This window comes from Paenisporosarcina antarctica (assembly GCF_004367585.1).
Taxonomy (GTDB): domain Bacteria; phylum Bacillota; class Bacilli; order Bacillales_A; family Planococcaceae; genus Paenisporosarcina; species Paenisporosarcina antarctica.
Genome location: NZ_CP038015.1, coordinates 505,001 through 523,123, shown reverse-complemented (window position 1 = coordinate 523,123; position 18,123 = coordinate 505,001). Strand labels below are relative to the sequence as shown.

Genomic DNA, 18,123 nt, shown 5'->3' with positions numbered 1-18,123 from the left:
ATGTAGAAAGGAGGAAAATTGGAATGACACAAACACAAAATATAAGTACTCGCAACGCGCTAGCAAGACTCTCGCTCGGTCTTAGTATGCTCGCTTATGGTACCGCTAAACTCTCCCGAAATCCAAATTGTCCTAAAGGGCGCATGTTGATTGCCTTTGGGGCTATGAAAGCAGCAGAAGGAACCGTGAAATTTTGTCCTTTAAAAGCTATCATGCAGAAACAAGGTATGATGGGGCATACTGCAGGACCTGAAGTAGAGAAGTTAATGAAAGCCTTTGCTAGTGATGGCATGTCGGTAACATCGTAACAAAGTTTAGATGTGGCATTCGCGGTTGGAAAGTGTTTATTCGGCTTTGTGAAGATTTATTCCGCTTCAGTTGCTGTTTATTCGGCTTCAACTGATGTTTATTCCGCTTCACTCACGTTTTAATCGGCTTCACAAGAGATTTAATCGGCTTCAACCAAATATTTACAAAAAGACTGTCCCAAATTATTTGGCGACAGTCCTTTTGAAGTTATTTTAACGCACGCCATCCGATATCACAGCGATAGAAGAGGCCATCCCACTCAAGGTCAGATAACGCTGCGTAAACTTGTTGCCGTGCTTGTTTTAAAGAAGTCGCTTTCGCAGTTACCAAAATCACTCGGCCACCATTGACAACAAATTGACCATCTACTTCTTTCGTCCCAGCATGGAACACTTGCAAATCTCCATTAAGCTTCGATAAATCAGGTAAAATAGCACCCTTCTCTACTTTCACAGGGTAGCCATTTGCTGCAATCACGACGCCTAATATTTCATCATTTGACCAATTTAATTCAAAAGGCTTTTCATCGAGAAGTGCTGTCATAAACTCACCAAAATCAGAAGTCATTCGTGGCAAAACAACTTGCGTTTCAGGATCGCCAAAACGCGCATTGAATTCAATCACTTTTGGACCTTCAGCAGTTAAAATGACACCTGCATATAAGATTCCGCTAAAAGGGGTCCCTTCAGCAGCCATCGCTTCAACAGTTGGTACGACAATTGAATCGTACGCTTGTTGAATAACCGATTCCGGTAAATGAGGAACGGGTGAATAGGCTCCCATACCACCTGTATTCGGGCCTCTGTCACCATCATATGCACGTTTGTGATCTTGAGAAATGACCATCGGATAAATTTGACCATTATGCACGAAGGACATATACGAGAATTCTTCCCCATCTAAGAAGGCTTCAATGACTACACGTGAAGAAGACTCACCAAACTTTTGGTTTCCAATCATGTCTTCTACAGTGAAGATAGCTTCCTCAAGAGTCATCGCAACGACAACACCTTTACCAGCAGCAAGACCATCTGCTTTAACCACAATTGGCGTACCCATTTTTCGAATATAGTCTTTCGCTTCATTTACATCTGTAAATGTTTCATATGCAGCTGTTGGGATCTTGTATTTTTTCATCAATTCTTTAGCAAACGATTTACTGCCTTCGATTTGAGCTGCTGCTTTCGTAGGTCCGAAAATACGTAAACCTTGGGATTCAAAATAATCTACAATGCCCTCAGCAAGAGGTTGTTCAGGTCCAACAAAGGTTAAATCAATAGCATTTTCATGAACAAACGCAGTTAACATTTCAAATTCTAATGAATCGATGGCTACGCAGGTTGCATCTTGCTTCATCCCATCATTCCCAGGAGCAACAAATACTTCTGTTACAGATGGAGAGTTTTTAAATTGACGTACAATGGCATGTTCACGACCACCACTACCAATCACAAGTACTTTCATCAAAGTTCCTCCTTATTAAGAAATTCGAATAGGATTTTGTGGAACATACTCTTACTGTTGGTTATCATGCATTTGCGATTACCAGCGTATCGCATGGGCTCACAAGTATGAAAACCAAATACTTGTCAGTCTCATTATTCATGATTTTGCGGACTTGCAGGATTCAAATGCACTCATTTTTTTAAGTGTTTTGCTTTATTATAATTTGTTGATTTTAATTATTTTATTGATTGTAGTGGAAGGCGGCGAGAAAACATGTGCTCCTGCGGTTACTCGTCGCAAAGATATTGGACAAATGACAGTTCGTGCAATATCTTTCCAGCGGGAAAAGCGAGTCCAGGTGAGACCCCGCCCTGTTTTCTGCATCGCTATGCTAGCTTCGAAACATGAAAGTGCGTTGGAACGGAAATCAACAGTATATTTTAACAGTGCCTAGTGTTTGAAGTGACGAACTCCTGTAAACACCATCGCAATACCATACTCATTTGCTTTTTGAATCGAATCTTCATCTTTTACCGATCCACCTGGTTGAATAATCGCAGTAATACCTGCTTTTGCAGCCGTTTCAACTGTATCATTCATTGGGAAAAAGGCGTCTGATGCAAGAGATGCTCCTTGTGCTTTATCTGCAGCTTGCTCTAAAGCAATCTTCGCTGCTCCAACGCGGTTCATTTGACCAGCACCAACGCCTAAAGTCATATGTGCATCTGTGACAACAATCGCATTGGATTTCACGTGTTTAACAACGCTCCATCCTAGTTTAAGTGCCGCCCATTCTTCATCTGTTGGTTGACGCTCTGTGACAACACGCACTTCTGCGTCTGCCAATCCATATGCGTCTGGTTGTTGCATCAACAAGCCACCTTCAATTGACACAGTGTTCCATTTATCTTTTTTGTTTTGTTCAAAAGGAATTGTTAATAATCGAATATTTTTCTTCTTCGTTAAAATGGCTAATGCTTCTTCTGAAAATGCAGGAGCTAAAATAATTTCTAAGAAAATACCTGAAAGTTGTTCCGCTGTTTGAGCGTCAACTTCACGATTTAAGGCAACGATTCCTCCAAAAATAGACATGCTATCCGCTTCATAAGCTTTCCCGAAAGCTTGAGCAATCGTTTCACCAATTCCTACTCCACATGGGTTCATATGTTTAACAGCTACTGCAGCTGGAAGTTCAAATTCTTTGATGATTTGAATGGCAGCATTAGCATCTTGAATGTTGTTGTAAGAAAGTTCTTTACCGTGCAGTTGCTGTGCAGAAGCAATTGAGAAATCCGATCCAAGTGAACGTTGATAGAATGCTGCTTTTTGATGTGGATTTTCTCCATAACGCAGTGGTTGTTTTAATTCATATGTAAATGTAACCTGCTCTGGAAATTCTTCTCCAACTAATTCTGTTAAATAATTAGAAATATAAGCATCGTAAGAAGCCGTATGACGGAATACTTTTGCAGCTAAACGTCTTCGTGTATCTAAAGTTGTTTTGCCCTCCGCTTTTAATTCTTCTACAACCGCTGGATAGTCTGCTGCATCTATAATGACTGTAACATACGCATGATTCTTCGCAGATGCGCGCAACATAGCAGGTCCACCAATATCGATATTTTCAATTGCATTGTCAGCTGTAACATCCGGTTTTGAAATAGTTTCACGGAATGGATACAAATTCACACAGACAACGTCGATTGGCTTTATACCATGTTCGTTCATTTGTGCTTGATGATCAGCATCATCGTGCTTAGCAAGAAGTCCACCATGAATCATAGGGTTCAATGTTTTGACACGTCCACCTAATATTTCAGGAAAACCTGTTACTTCATCGACAGGAGTAATAGCCACACCATTTTCTGATAAATAAGCTTTAGTTCCACCTGTTGATAAAATTTCATATCCTAATGTCTCTAACTCTTTTGCGAATTCAAGAATTCCTGATTTGTCTGACACACTTATGAGCGCACGTTTTTTCACGAAAAAGTCCTCCTTATAATTAGAAAAGCGGATCAGGCCAAGTGGGACCAACTCCGACGTTGTGAAACGAAGGTGCGGCCTTAGCCTGAGGAGCTAGACATAACCAATCCTTGTTAGAGGATTTGGCTTACTATTTTTATTTTCTACAGATAAGCTGATAGGTAAGGAACGAAGGCTAAGAACGCGACGTCCTGTCGCAACGCCTTCATGACCCGCTTCCTGTGGGCCTCCATAATTGTTGTAATGTTTTTGTATAGAGTTCGTGTTCAACTGCGTGAATACGTTGTTCTGTTTTTTTGGGGTCACCGTTAATAACTTCAACGGCTTGTTGCGATAAGATTTCCCCCGTGTCCATGCCAGCATCTACATAATGTACGGTCACACCCGTTATCTTTACGCCATGTTCCATAGCCTGACCAATGGCATCTTTACCAGGAAATGATGGTAAAAGCGAAGGATGAATGTTGACGATTTTATGTGGAAATGCATCCAGTATGGTTTCTCCAATTAAGCGCATGTATCCAGCTAACACTAACCATTCTACTTCAAGCTGTTGTAACTCTTGCAAAATGGCTGTCTCATAATCCACTTTTGAAGAAAAATCTTTCGGACTGAAAGCTACTACAGAAACACCTGCTGCAGTTGCACGATCCACCACAAATGCATGCGGTTTATCCGTCACAACTGCCACGATATCGGCATGTAAATCACCTGCTCTTGATGCATCCATGATGACTTGAAAATTACTTCCACTTCCAGAAGCAAAAATCGCCACCTTTGGCTTATTATTCATTGACTAAAGTCCCGTCATGAGAGCCTTTGAAGTGAACACCTTCACCCTCAATTACTCGACCAATAACGTAAGCATTTTCACCGTTTTCAACAGCTACTTGTATGGCTTGTATTGCTTGTTCTTCAGGAAGTGCAATGACAAAACCAATACCCATATTAAAGACACTATATAAATCACGGTCAGTTAAAGACCCTTTTTCTTTCAACATTGAAAATACTGGTAAGACAGGCCAAGAGCCCAACTCAATTTCTACACCTAAGTCAGCTGGCATCATACGAGGCAAGTTTTCGAAAAAACCTCCGCCTGTTACGTGAGCCATGCCATGAACGGTAAGCTTTTCATGAATAGCTAAAACTGGTTTTGCATAAATTTTAGTTGGTTCTAGTAATGCTTTACCGATATGCCCCAAATTTTCGTATCCCGCAACTAAGGAATCAATTTCATAACCTTGATCGGCAAACACGATTTTACGTACAAGAGAGAAGCCATTTGAATGAATTCCACTAGAAGCAAGTCCAACAAGTACATCACCAGTTTGAATATGCTCACCTGTTACAATATTCGACTTTTCAGCAACTCCTACAGCAAAACCTGCAACATCATATTCATCTACTTCATATAGACCCGGCATTTCTGCTGTTTCTCCGCCAATAAGTGCAGCACCTGCTTGCACACAACCATCAGCTACGCCTTTAACAATTTGCTCAATCTTTTCAGGTTGAGCTTGTCCAACTGCTAAGTAATCAAGGAAAAATAATGGTTCTGCTCCTTGAGCTACGATGTCATTCACGCACATTGCAACACAATCGATGCCAATCGTATCATGTTGATCTGTCATAAACGCTAATTTTAATTTGGTTCCAACTCCGTCTGTACCAGAAATTAATACAGGTTCTTTATAATTGAGCGACGACAAATCAAACATGCCACCAAAACCGCCAAATGCACCCATTATGCCTTTACGTGCTGTGCGATCCACATGAGACTTCATTCGCTTTACAGCTTCGTAACCCGCTTCAATATTTACACCAGCTTGTTCATATGCCTTTGACATTCATGTCGCCTCCCTAGCGTGATAATTCTTTTTTATGAGGTAAAACAGTATCTGGATAAATTTCTGTTGGATAATTATTTGTAAAGCAAGCCAAACAATGCCCTGCATCAGGTCCTTCATCCGTACGACCGATTGCGCGCACCATTCCTTCAACTGATAGGAAAGTTAATGAATCTGCTCCAATTAATACCCGCATCTCTTCTACGCTTTTGTTTGACGCAATAAGTTCTTCGCTCGAACTAATATCAATACCGTAAAAACATGGGTTTTTAATAGGTGGAGAACTGATGACAACATGTACTTCTGTCGCTCCTGCTTCTTTTAACAAAGTGACGATACGTCTAGACGTTGTCCCACGAACGATGGAATCATCCACCATGACAACTCGTTTGCCATTTACAACTTGGCGTACGGGAGACAATTTCATCTTGACTCCGCGTTCACGTAAGTCTTGAGAAGGCTGGATAAACGTTCGTCCGACGTAACGGTTCTTAATTAATCCTAATTCATAAGGAATACCTGTAGCTTCAGAGAATCCAATCGCAGCAGAAATACTAGAGTCCGGAACTCCAGTCACAACATCCGCATCAATTTCCAATTCTTTCGCAAGTTCTTTGCCTAAACGTTTTCGTGCCATATGAATATTGATGCCATCAATATCTGAATCGGGACGTGAGAAATAAACGTATTCCATCGTACAAATTGCACGTTTCTGTGGAAAAGCAAAACGCTCTGCTCTCATTCCTTCATCGTTTATTATTAGGAATTCACCAGGCTCAATCGAACGAATATATTCCGCACCAATGAGATCAAACGCACATGTTTCAGATGCTACAACCCATGCATCTCCTAACTTCCCAAGTGACAGAGGACGTAATCCATTCGGGTCAAGTGCAACGGTCATTTCGTCTTCAGTCATCATGACGACTGCAAATGCACCTTTAAGAAGTGAAAGTGCATTTTTAGCACGCTGTTCAAATGTAGCGTAGCCACTTTTTTTAATTAAATGAGCTAATACTTCTGTATCTGAAGAGGATTGGAATATACTACCTTGACGCTCTAAATGTCTTCTTAAGGAATTTGCATTAACTAAGTTACCGTTGTGTGCAATTGCTAAACTACCCGTTGAAGAGCGGAATAAAAGTGGTTGTACATTTTCAATCCCTCTGCCTCCTGCTGTTGCATAACGGACATGGCCTATTGCACCACTGCCCTTCAAATGGTCAAGCTTTCCAGTACTAAATACTTCACTCACAAGACCTTCACCTTTTACCGCTTGAAGCGATTGACCGTCAGTAACGACGATCCCCGCTCCCTCTTGTCCGCGATGTTGCAAAGCATGTAGTCCATAATAGGTGATTTGTGCTGCATTCGAGTCTCCCCAAATTCCAAAGACGCCACACTCTTCGTTTAACCCTCTGAGTTCAGCAAGCATGGAATTGCTCCTTTCCAAGCAGCCTTAAATTCTTCTACAGAACCTGAAACCCACTCTTCGCCATTCCCATTTCGTATAATGACGGACTTATCAGATGTTACCGTTCCTATTTTCACAGCGTCTTTTACGATTTCTTCGAAAGCTACTGCATGTGCTTCTTTTACAGTTACGATGAAACGTGATTGTGATTCGCTGAATAAAGCAGTAATCGCCGAACCAGTTATTGTTACGTCTACACCAAGATTTTGACTACCAAATGTTTTCTCTGCTAACGCAACCGCAAATCCACCTTCAGAAATATCATGTGCAGATGCTACTTTGCCTGATTGAATAGCTAGTAAAAGTGCGTCTTGACGAGCTACTTCTACATCTAAGTTAATCGTAGGTGCTTTACCAAAAATGCGACCTTCTACCATTTTTTGCAACTCACTACCACCAAATTCAGTCATCGTTTCTCCGATTAGGTAGACAAAGTCACCTGCTTCTTTCACGTCTTGCGTCGTAACATGTGACAAGTCTTCAACTAATCCAACTAAACCAATTGTAGGTGTTGGATAAACAGCGACTCCGCTGCGTTCGTTGTAAAGTGAAACATTCCCACCGATAACTGGTGATTCAAGAGCAAGACACGCCGCAGCCATACCGTCAGCTGACTTTTCTAATTGCCAGAAAATCTCTGGGTTTTCCGGATTCCCGAAGTTTAAACAATCGGTAATTGCCAGTGGTTTAGCTCCAGAACAAACAACATTACGTGCAGCCTCTGCTACCGCAATTTTGCCGCCAGTTTCTGGATCCAAATAAATATAGCGAGAATTACAGTCTGTCGTCATCGCTAACCCTTTATTCGTCCCACGAACGCGAACTACCGCAGCGTCAGAACCTGGTGCAACGACTGTGCTTGTACGCACTTGATAATCGTATTGATCGTAAACCCATTCTTTTGAAGCAATGGTTGGTTGTTTTAATAAGTTTATTAAAGTTTCTTTATAATTAGCGACCTGTGGTTCAACATTTTCCATCGCTTGATATTGTGTGTAATAAGCAGGAACACTAGAAGGTTTATAATAAACTGGCGCTTCTTCTGCCAACGCATCTGCAGGAACATTAGCTACAACTTCACCTTTATGAAGTAAACGAAGCATTTTATCATCAGTTACAATGCCAACAGCAACTGCGTCTAAATCATACTTCTCAAATAGCACTTCGATTTCTGCTTCATGCCCTTTTTTCACGACAATTAACATACGTTCTTGAGATTCAGATAACATCATTTCGTAAGCAGTCATTCCTGTTTCACGTTGAGGAACTGCATCTAAATTCATTTCAATACCGAAACCTGCTTTTGATGCCATTTCTGCAGCTGAAGAAGTTAATCCTGCTGCACCCATATCTTGAATACCAACTAAAGAATCTAATTTAACGAGTTCCAAACACGCTTCAAGTAACAGTTTCTCCATGAATGGATCTCCCACTTGAACCGCAGGGCGTTTCTCTTCAGACGCTTCACTCAATTCTTCAGAAGCAAATGTTGCACCGTGAATACCATCGCGTCCTGTTTTTGCGCCAACATACATCACTGTGTTGCCCACACCAGAAGCGATCCCTTTTTGGATGTCTTCATGATTAATTAAACCAACACACATCGCGTTTACTAATGGATTTCCAGCATAACAATCATCAAACTGGATTTCTCCACCTACAGTAGGAATACCAATACAGTTACCGTATCCTGCGATACCAGCAACTACTTCTTCAAATAAATAACGTACGCGGGGAGTTGTTAATTCACCAAAACGTAGTGAATTTAGCATAGCAATTGGACGTGCTCCCATTGAGAAAACGTCACGAATGATCCCACCCACACCTGTTGCCGCCCCTTGATAAGGTTCGATAGCTGATGGATGATTATGTGATTCCATTTTGAAAACAACAGCTTGTCCGTCTCCAATATCAACAATTCCTGCACCTTCACCAGGACCTTGTAAAACACGTGGACCTGTCGTTGGAAATTTACTTAATACAGGTTTCGAGTTTTTATATGAACAATGCTCTGACCACATAACTGAAAATAAACCTGTTTCTGTATAGTTTGGCTGACGTCCTAAAATCTTTTCAACCATTTCAAACTCGCTATCTGACATGCCCATTTGAGCGTATAATTTTTGTTCTTTAATCTGCTGAGGATTTGGTTCAAGCATGACTGACATGAGATTCCCTCCACTGTTTAACCATAGATTTGAATAGTGCTAAACCATCCGTGCCACCAATCAATTCATGAACGGCACGCTCTGGATGAGGCATCATGCCTAAGACATTGCCTCGTTCGTTAACAATCCCTGCAATATCTTCTACACTGCCGTTTGGATTATCGTTTGAATACGTAAACACAATTTGATTGTTCGCTTTTAGTGAAGCAAGAGTTTCTGCATCACATGTATAGTTCCCTTCGCCATGTGCGATTGGGACATCGATCACTTGACCATTTGCATACGCATTTGTAAACATAGTGTCGTTATTTTCAACTGTTAATTTAACTGTACGACACATGAATTTCAAATTTTTATTACGAAGTAGAGCTCCTGGAAGAAGGCCTGCTTCTGTTAAAATTTGAAAACCATTACAAATTCCTAGTACAGGTTTGCCAGCATCTGCAGCTTTTTTCACTTCGCTCATCACGTTTGAAAATTGAGCAATTGCTCCACAACGTAAGTAATCTCCGTAAGAGAATCCACCTGGCAATAAAATACCGTCATAACCACTTAAATCTTTCGTATCATGCCACACGTACTCAGCTTCTTCACCAAGCTCGTCTTTAATTGCATGATACATATCTAAATCACAGTTCGATCCTGGGAATACGAGGACTGCAAACTTCATTTTCTTACAGCCTCCTCAACATCGTATCGATAGTCTTCAATTACTGTGTTGGTAAGTAGTTTTTCACACATTTCTTTTACAAGCTCGTCTAATGGTCGTTCAGAGTCATCCACTTGAAGTTCCAAGTATTTTCCGATGCGTACATCTGCTATTTCGTCATATCCCATTGTATGAAGTGCCCCCATGACTGCTGAGCCTTGTGGGTCTAATACGCTTTCGCGAAGAGTTACATAGATTTTTACTTTTTTCATTTTGTGAGTCCTCCTAGACGGGATAGTATGATTTCGTATGCGTCTTTTAATTGTCCTAAATCTCTGCGAAACACGTCTTTATCTAACTTTTGTTTTGTTTTTTCGTCCCATAAGCGGCATGTATCCGGTGAAATTTCATCTGCAAGCAAAACATTACCATTTTCATCGCGACCAAATTCTAATTTAAAGTCTACCAAGATCACGCCGACTTCTTTGAAAAATCGAGTTAACACTTCATTGACTTGTAAGCCTTTTTCATAAAGAGCTTTCACTTCAACTGGTGTAGCAAGGTTTAAAAGTTCAATATGTTCTTCAGTAATCAGAGGATCTCCGAGTTCATCGTCTTTGTAGTAAAATTCGACGATTGGTCGTGCAAGTTGTACGCCTTCTTCAAGTCCAAGACGCTTAGCCAAACTACCAGCAGCGATTTGACGAACAACGACTTCAATTTGAATAATGTCGACTTTTTTTACCAACTGTTCATGATCAGATAATTGTTCAACGAAATGTGAGTCAATACCCTCTGCTTTAAGTTTTTCGAACAATAAAGTAGTGATTCGGTTATTTAACGTACCTTTTCCAACTATCTCGGCTTTCTTTTCGCCGTTAAAAGCTGTGGCACTGTCTTTATATTCCACAAAGAGAATATCCTCTTTGTCTGTTGTGTATAATCGTTTCGCTTTACCTTCATACAAAAGTTGACCTTTTTCCACGTGTATTCCCCCGATTAGTTTAGTCCGAGACGTCCAAAAATCATGTCTACATGTTGGATATGATAATTATAGTCAAAGCAATCATCTAATTCTTCTTTGGATAAGTATGATGTGATTTTCTCACTCTTTTCAACTACACCACGGAAGGCGATTTGGTTTTCCCATGCTTCCATTGCGCAAGGTTGTACAGTATCGTAAGCTTCCTCACGAGCTAACCCTTTGTCAATTAACCCCAGAAGGACTCGTTGTGAGTAAATCAAGCCAAGTGTGCTATCCATATTGCGTTTCATATTTTCAGGGAACACCGTTAAGTTTTTAATAATATTGCCGAAACGGTTCAACATATAATTTAAAGCGATCGTCGCATCTGGTAAAATCACACGTTCTGCAGATGAATGTGAAATATCACGTTCATGCCATAATGGCACATTTTCATAAGCAGTTAACATGTAGCCACGAATTAATCGTGCAAGACCCACCATATTTTCCGAACCGATTGGATTACGTTTATGAGGCATTGCCGAAGATCCTTTTTGACCTTTAGCAAATGATTCTTCCACTTCACGCGTTTCTGACTTTTGTAAGCCGCGAACTTCTGTCGCAAATTTCTCTACAGACGTTGCGATTAACGCAAGCGTACTCATGTATTGTGCATGACGGTCACGTTGAAGTGTTTGTGTTGAAATAGGTGATGCAGCAATCCCCAAGTTGTCACATACATATTTTTCTACAAAAGGATCAATATTTGCATATGTTCCAACTGCACCAGACATTTTGCCCGTTTCAATAGACTTAGCAGCTGCTTCAAAACGTTCCAAGTTACGCTTCATTTCCTCATGCCATAACGCTAACTTTAATCCAAAAGTAGTTGGCTCAGCGTGTACACCATGTGTACGACCCATCATGACTGTGAATTTATGTTCTTTTGCTTTATTCGCTAAAATTTCAATGAAATTATTTAAGTCTTTACGAAGAATTTCATTTGCTTGTTTGATGATATATGAAAGAGCCGTATCAACGACGTCAGTGGAAGTAAGGCCATAATGCACCCATTTACGTTCTTCGCCAAGTGTTTCAGATACAGCACGTGTGAAAGCAACTACATCGTGACGCGTCTCTTCTTCAATTTCTAAAATACGACTGACATCAAATGAAGCACTCGCGCGAATCTTCGCTACGTCTTCTTTAGGAATATCACCAAGTTCTGCCCAAGCTTCACAAGCTAAAATTTCTACTTCTAACCATGCTTGATATTTGTTTTGTTCTGTCCAAATTGCTCCCATTTCTGGGCGTGTATAACGTTCTATCATAAATTGCTCCTTCTATTCTGACCAAATGCCAGAATGATCGATTTCTTGTAATGTTTTATTAATATCATCAGTCAAAATGGTGACATGCCCCATTTTACGTTTCGTTTTCGCTTCTTCTTTCCCGTATAAGTGAATCGACCAATCCGGGTATTTTGAAATAGCATTTGATAAAGGAACAACATGTTCTCCGAGAACATTCACCATAACTGTCGGCTGGTGTAGAGTTGGTTTGCGAAGTGGCCATCCACATATCGCTCTTACATGTTGATGAAACTGAGAAATGGTAGTTCCTTCTATTGAATAGTGTCCTGAATTATGAGGACGCGGAGCTAACTCGTTAATAACAATTGTGTCATTTTCTAAAACAAACATTTCAACTGCCAAAGTTCCAACTAGTTGTAAGTGATCAGCAATTTGTTCAGCTGCTTTGGTAGCTTGTGTAATAATCGTTTCAGATACTCTCGCAGGCACAATTGTTTGATGTAATATATGGTCTTTATGAATATTCTCTCCAACAGGTAAACAATATGTTTCGCCGTTTCCGTTACGCTGAACGATAACTGAAATTTCTTTTGTGAAAGGAACAAACGCTTCTGCAATACACGCACCGTGTTCAAATAATGGTGTGGCTAGTTTTAATTCCTCTTTTGAGTTTAACTTAACTTGCCCTTTGCCATCGTAACCACCAAATGCCGTCTTAACGATACAAGGAAACCCAATTTCTTCAATAGTTGCTTTAAGTTCTACAGGACTTGTAGCGACAACATAATTCGCAATCAAGACACCCGCTTTTCGAATTTCAGCTTTTTCAGTAATACGATTTTGTGTAATACGAACAAGTTCAGCACCTTGTGGAACATAGGCGAATTCAGTTAGACGCTTTAGGCCCTTATAGTCGATGTTTTCAAATTCATACGTAATAACATCGCTCACTTCTGCAAGTTCTTCTAAAGCACTGTCATCATTAAAAGATGCGATAATTTGTATATCTGCTACTTGTCCACATGGAGACTCCATTGTCGGGTCAAGTACAGCTATTTTAAATCCGGCTTCTTTAGCAGCTAAAGCCATCATACGTCCTAATTGACCACCACCAATAATCCCGATTGTTTGTCCTGGATAAATGGTTTTTGTCATAGTAAATCACCATTGCTTTCAAGCACTTTTGCTTTTGTTTCTTGTCTACGTTGATCTAAATTGAGCGCAAGGGTTTGATCCGTCATAGCTAACATTTGAGCAGCAAGTAATCCTGCATTTGTTGCACCAGCTTTTCCAATTGCCACTGTTGCTACTGGGACACCACTTGGCATTTGCACGATAGATAGTAATGAATCTATTCCATTTAAAGCTTTTGATTGAATAGGAACTCCGATAACTGGCAAAGTAGTTTTTGAAGCGACCATTCCTGGTAAATGGGCCGCACCACCAGCACCAGCAATTATTACTTGAATGCCTCGCGTACGTGCTGAAGAAGCATATTCAAACATTAAATCTGGAGTTCGATGTGCAGACACAACTTTTTTTTCATAAGGGACTTGCAGTTCATCTAAAATGTCACATGTATGTTTCATTGTTTCCCAATCACTTGAGCTTCCCATGATGACGCCTACTTTTTCATTCACTGAAAATCTCTCCTTTAATTGTGTGTTCAAAAAGATTCATAAAAAGAGCCATTTTTGGAACTCAGCTTTTTTTAGGAAATTTTTTCGAACTACCTCTACAACATAAAAATCCCCAAATAAACTGCTCACTATGCATGAAAAGCAGTTTACTTGAGGACATTAAAGAAATTGGGCTATGAGTTGCTGACATATACATGCACAGTTTCACATCCTTCATTCATCCAAAAGTTGCTTTCCCGCATAGTCCGGTCATTTACGGTGACCTGGTAGAGACGCTAAAGCCAATTCTTTAGCATATATGGGGATTAGATGTTTCTATATTCATATTTTAACAAGATGATCTCTATGAGTCAATGCAAAATGCGAACAATAATTTTTAAGAAAACCATATCGTTCGGTTTTTAGACCATTTTATGGTTATTCAGAGATGTCCGTACCTTTAAACTGGATGATTTGACGAATAGGTAGATATTCACCATTCACTTCTTCAAAAACAGGTTTTTCTCTTCGCCCTATCGGCATATAGCCTTGCGTCTTCATGCGTTTCAAACAATCATCAATCGTTTCATTCTCTTCGACTTCAAACCACAGTGTTTTTTTCTTCATTTAAAGAGCTTTCCTTTTCTTACAGTCTTGACCCAGAAACCGCCATGAATTGTTTTAGGTTCATATGCAATGATAAATGCTTTTGGATCCAACTCCTTAATTGTCGCATATAACCTCAGCTCATACTTACGAGGAGTCAAAATTTGCATTGCTTTTCTCATGCCCTCAAGACCATTCGCATCCCAGTCTGTAACGCCATATCCTTTATCTCGCAATAAGCGAGGCAATAATTTATTTTCTTCAGTTGTAATCACATTCACTGTTATATATCCAAGTGCCATTTTCTCTTCAATCTTAGTACCAATAATGACACCCGTTCCATATCCGATTGCATAAGCCATTAGATTTTGAATCTCATTTAAGTTATCGAGAACCAAGCCAAGACCTACAACATAAATAACCACTTCAAACATACTAATAAATGCAGCAACATAACGATAGCCTTTTAACGTCAATATCATACGTACAGTAAAGAATGTTACATACACAATATTAATACTAAATATAATTAACACCATCAATAGTGCATCTATTCCCATCACAATCTTCCCTTCATTCAAAAACATTTAGTCCTAATCTTATTAGAGAAACTGCAAGATTACAAGGGATATTGATTGAATTATAAAATGTAATATTCGTCATGAAATATGCTGTTTGAAAAACAGAAAATATCCTTTAGTTTCATAGAAATTCAAATGGATATTCGCGAATTCTATTTACCTTTGAACACATTACTAGCAGAGTGTTGGCTCACAGACCTAGTCGAGGTGGCTTTTTCATATGTGTCCGATTTAGACACTTCCATTAGAATTGACGAAACACCTGAGAACTAATTTTTGTTACCGAAAGAAACTTAGCATGAAATTATAGGCTTCACCCATCTTTTTTTCATTTTGGATCATCTGGAATGATGTTAATTTGTTTAGCAGTTGCTTGAACAGGGAGAGACTCTTTAACAGGACCTTCAAAAAAGACATTGATATACATTCCAACTTCTAAATTATCAAAATCAGTGAGGTCATTAATATAGATTTTAGTATTAGGTGTTACGGTAACCACAGCTTCTTTATATTTAGCACCATTATTTTCTGGACCATCAATTTTAATAGTTCCCATAATCACTTCATCTTCACTAGCTGTTATCTTAACAATATGACCAGCGACACCATATTCAACAAACTGACTATCTTCAGATGCAGAAGGATTCAGATTATTGGTTGATTCGGAGATCTTATTACCATTTCCACATCCTACAAGAGCTAATAATATTAGAAAAATGATCGCTTTTTTCATCATTTAGATTCCGCCTCTCATTTTTTAATTAGTCGGATAATTGAATGAAAAGTTACATATAAGACATTCTTGATAGAAGATTGGCTTTATTTACGCTACGCTGCTAATTAGGGAACGAAAATATCAGAAAGTGATGGTAAGGTGACTTGTTAGTTAAGACAACAGGTAATATATACTTAATGATCTTCGGCAATTGCATGTCTTTCACTTTTGCTATACACTCCGAGTCTCATCATTTTGTTTATTCGACTTATTATCTTGCTCATCTTCTATTAAACCTTGGGTAAATATACCGGTTCCCTTTTATAGGTTCCTGTCTTACAGTTGCCTTGCGACGTCCTAGTCTCTTTTGCGGGAGAGTAGAGTAAGATGTTGATATCGGGCATGAGCTTAACTTCAAGTGTGTGGAGATTTAATATTCCTTCCTATTAAATAGTTTGAAAAAGATTTAATCGGCTAGATTGAGGTTTTATTCCGATTCACCCAATTTTATCCATATAATTCCTTCTCGAGGGACCAATCCAGGAGGAATAATTGCCTTGATTTTCGCTACGCTGCTTATTAGGGAATAAAAATAGTAGAAAATGTGGGTATTCATCGGCAAGGTGACTTGTTAGTTGAGAAAACAGGAAAATACATCTGATGAATTTTCGTCACAACGTAGGTTATTCTGTTTGCTATAGGTTTCATCATCTCCCTGAACTTCTTGTTTAACCCATTTCTCGCTCATCTTCTATTAACACTCAAAATAAACCATGCAAAAAACCGATATCAGCCCTGTCAGACAGGGAAACCTTAAAGTTTACATAAAAAGTTAACTTTCGTGTGTGGATGATTGATTTTCCTACCTTATTTAGTAGTTGATAAAGATTTAATCGGCTTGGATAGGGTTTTATTCGGCTTCGGGAAGGTTTTATTCCGCTTCACCAGAGATTTAATCGGCTTCGTGACTCGTTTAATCGGCTAGAACCGGTTTTTATTCCACTTCGCCCAATTTTATCCATACAAAACCTTCGCGCTGGATCAATTGAAGAGGAATAACTGGTTGATTTTCGCTACGCTGCTTATTAGGGGACGAAAACATCAGAAAGTGTTGGTATTCATAGTCAAGGTGACTTCTTAGTCGAGACAACTGTTGTATAAATCTAATGATTTTCGTCACTTCACAGGTCTTTCCGCAAGCTATATGATCCAGGTTTCATTCCTCATCTCCCTGAACTTCTTGTTTAACTCGTTTCTAACACATCTTCTATTAACACTCAAAATAAACCACACAAAAAAACCGATACCTTTTTACAGGTAACGGTTTCTTAATTGCCTAGCGACGTCCTACTCTCACAGGGGGAGACCCCCAACTACCATCGGCGCTAAAGAGCTTAACTTCCGTGTTCGGGATGGGAACGGGTGTGACCTCTTTGCCATTATCACTAGACTAATGAGTGCTTGTTCACTCAAAACTGGATAAACGAGCCATTGAAAGCCATTCAATTTTTATTTGGTTAAGTCCTCGATCGATTAGTATTCGTCAGCTGCACACGTCGCCGTGCTTCCACCTCGAACCTATCTACCTCATCGTCTTTGAGGGATCTTACTTGCTTGCGCAATGGGAAATCTCATCTCGAGGGGGGCTTCATGCTTAGATGCTTTCAGCACTTATCCCGTCCACACATAGCTACCCAGCGATGCTCTTGGCAGAACAACTGGTACACCAGCGGTGTGTCCATCCCGGTCCTCTCGTACTAAGGACAGCTCCTCTCAAATTTCCTACGCCCACGACGGATAGGGACCGAACTGTCTCACGACGTTCTGAACCCAGCTCGCGTACCGCTTTAATGGGCGAACAGCCCAACCCTTGGGACCGACTACAGCCCCAGGATGCGATGAGCCGACATCGAGGTGCCAAACCTCCCCGTCGATGTGGACTCTTGGGGGAGATAAGCCTGTTATCCCCGGGGTAGCTTTTATCCGTTGAGCGATGGCCCTTCCATGCGGAACCACCGGATCACTAAGCCCGTCTTTCGACCCTGCTCGACTTGTAGGTCTCGCAGTCAAGCTCCCTTATGCCTTTACACTCTACGAATGATTTCCAACCATTCTGAGGGAACCTTTGGGCGCCTCCGTTACACTTTAGGAGGCGACCGCCCCAGTCAAACTGCCCGCCTGACACTGTCTCCTGCCCCGATAAGGGGCAAGGGTTAGAAGTTCAACACAACCAGGGTAGTATCCCACTGACGCCTCCTCCGAAGCTGGCGCTCCGGAATCTCAGGCTCCTACCTATCCTGTACAAGTTGTGCCAAAATTCAATATCAGGCTACAGTAAAGCTCCACGGGGTCTTTCCGTCCTGTCGCGGGTAACCTGCATCTTCACAGGTACTATAATTTCACCGAGTCTCTCGTTGAGACAGTGCCCAGATCGTTACGCCTTTCG

Annotated in this window: 16 protein-coding genes, 2 rRNA genes and 1 riboswitch (1 of these 19 running past the window's edge); of the genes, 1 reads left to right on the top strand and 17 read right to left on the bottom strand. The window is 40.4% G+C overall.

Going from position 1 to position 18,123, the window contains the following annotated elements; genetic code table 11:
• Positions 1-23 precede the first annotated feature (23 nt).
• On the top strand, positions 24-308 hold the full coding sequence (locus E2636_RS02620) for a YgaP family membrane protein (protein WP_134208741.1): 285 nt from the start codon (positions 24-26) through the stop codon (positions 306-308).
• Between the two features lie 208 nt (positions 309-516).
• On the opposite strand, the gene purD is transcribed toward E2636_RS02620, so the two are convergent.
• The 17 genes from purD to E2636_RS02535 all read right to left on the bottom strand — a co-directional run.
• Complete coding sequence (purD, locus tag E2636_RS02615) at positions 517-1,773, bottom strand: phosphoribosylamine--glycine ligase (protein ID WP_134208739.1); 1,257 nt, start codon at positions 1,771-1,773, stop codon at positions 517-519.
• A gap of 432 nt (positions 1,774-2,205) precedes the next feature.
• Positions 2,206-3,741, bottom strand: coding sequence for a bifunctional phosphoribosylaminoimidazolecarboxamide formyltransferase/IMP cyclohydrolase (gene purH / locus E2636_RS02610; RefSeq protein ID WP_134208737.1), 1,536 nt, complete (start codon positions 3,739-3,741; stop codon positions 2,206-2,208).
• A gap of 205 nt (positions 3,742-3,946) precedes the next feature.
• Entirely contained in the window at positions 3,947-4,534 is a 588-nt protein-coding gene (gene purN / locus E2636_RS02605; RefSeq protein WP_134208735.1) for a phosphoribosylglycinamide formyltransferase, read from the bottom strand.
• On the bottom strand, positions 4,527-5,588 hold the full coding sequence (gene purM / locus E2636_RS02600; RefSeq protein ID WP_134208734.1) for a phosphoribosylformylglycinamidine cyclo-ligase: 1,062 nt from the start codon (positions 5,586-5,588) through the stop codon (positions 4,527-4,529). Before purM ends, purN begins: the two co-directional genes overlap by 8 nt.
• A gap of 13 nt (positions 5,589-5,601) precedes the next feature.
• The gene (gene purF / locus E2636_RS02595) at positions 5,602-7,023 is read right to left on the bottom strand and encodes an amidophosphoribosyltransferase (protein WP_134208732.1); all 1,422 of its coding nucleotides are present in this window, start codon (positions 7,021-7,023) and stop codon (positions 5,602-5,604) included.
• Entirely contained in the window at positions 6,999-9,230 is a 2,232-nt protein-coding gene (purL, locus tag E2636_RS02590; RefSeq protein ID WP_134208730.1) for a phosphoribosylformylglycinamidine synthase subunit PurL, read from the bottom strand. Before purL ends, purF begins: the two co-directional genes overlap by 25 nt.
• A complete protein-coding gene (gene purQ / locus E2636_RS02585; RefSeq protein ID WP_134208728.1) occupies positions 9,214-9,900 on the bottom strand; it encodes a phosphoribosylformylglycinamidine synthase subunit PurQ in 687 nt (228 codons plus the stop codon). The genes purL and purQ overlap by 17 nt, the downstream gene beginning before the upstream one ends.
• Entirely contained in the window at positions 9,897-10,151 is a 255-nt protein-coding gene (purS, locus tag E2636_RS02580; RefSeq protein ID WP_017381706.1) for a phosphoribosylformylglycinamidine synthase subunit PurS, read from the bottom strand. The genes purQ and purS overlap by 4 nt, the downstream gene beginning before the upstream one ends.
• Complete coding sequence (gene purC / locus E2636_RS02575; protein WP_134208726.1) at positions 10,148-10,864, bottom strand: phosphoribosylaminoimidazolesuccinocarboxamide synthase; 717 nt, start codon at positions 10,862-10,864, stop codon at positions 10,148-10,150. Before purC ends, purS begins: the two co-directional genes overlap by 4 nt.
• 14 nt (positions 10,865-10,878) lie before the next feature.
• Positions 10,879-12,174: an adenylosuccinate lyase gene (purB, locus tag E2636_RS02570; protein WP_134208724.1), complete on the bottom strand. Its 1,296-nt coding sequence runs from the start codon at positions 12,172-12,174 to the stop codon at positions 10,879-10,881.
• 12 nt (positions 12,175-12,186) lie between these two features.
• Positions 12,187-13,311, bottom strand: coding sequence for a 5-(carboxyamino)imidazole ribonucleotide synthase (gene purK, locus E2636_RS02565; protein ID WP_134208722.1), 1,125 nt, complete (start codon positions 13,309-13,311; stop codon positions 12,187-12,189).
• The gene (gene purE, locus E2636_RS02560; protein WP_134208720.1) at positions 13,308-13,796 is read right to left on the bottom strand and encodes a 5-(carboxyamino)imidazole ribonucleotide mutase; all 489 of its coding nucleotides are present in this window, start codon (positions 13,794-13,796) and stop codon (positions 13,308-13,310) included. The genes purK and purE overlap by 4 nt, the downstream gene beginning before the upstream one ends.
• 221 nt (positions 13,797-14,017) lie before the next feature.
• Positions 14,018-14,118, bottom strand: a riboswitch (purine riboswitch).
• Positions 14,119-14,213: 95 nt separating this feature from the next.
• The gene (locus tag E2636_RS02555) at positions 14,214-14,402 is read right to left on the bottom strand and encodes an NETI motif-containing protein (RefSeq protein WP_134208718.1); all 189 of its coding nucleotides are present in this window, start codon (positions 14,400-14,402) and stop codon (positions 14,214-14,216) included.
• A complete protein-coding gene (locus E2636_RS02550; protein ID WP_407670276.1) occupies positions 14,399-14,968 on the bottom strand; it encodes a DUF2179 domain-containing protein in 570 nt (189 codons plus the stop codon). The genes E2636_RS02555 and E2636_RS02550 overlap by 4 nt, the downstream gene beginning before the upstream one ends.
• Before the next feature lie 322 nt (positions 14,969-15,290).
• Positions 15,291-15,698: a DUF3221 domain-containing protein gene (locus tag E2636_RS02545; RefSeq protein WP_134208716.1), complete on the bottom strand. Its 408-nt coding sequence runs from the start codon at positions 15,696-15,698 to the stop codon at positions 15,291-15,293.
• 1,313 nt (positions 15,699-17,011) lie between these two features.
• Positions 17,012-17,127 (bottom strand): 5S ribosomal RNA (rrf, locus tag E2636_RS02540).
• Between the two features lie 63 nt (positions 17,128-17,190).
• Positions 17,191-18,123, bottom strand: a 23S ribosomal RNA gene (locus E2636_RS02535); it runs 1,996 nt beyond the window's last position.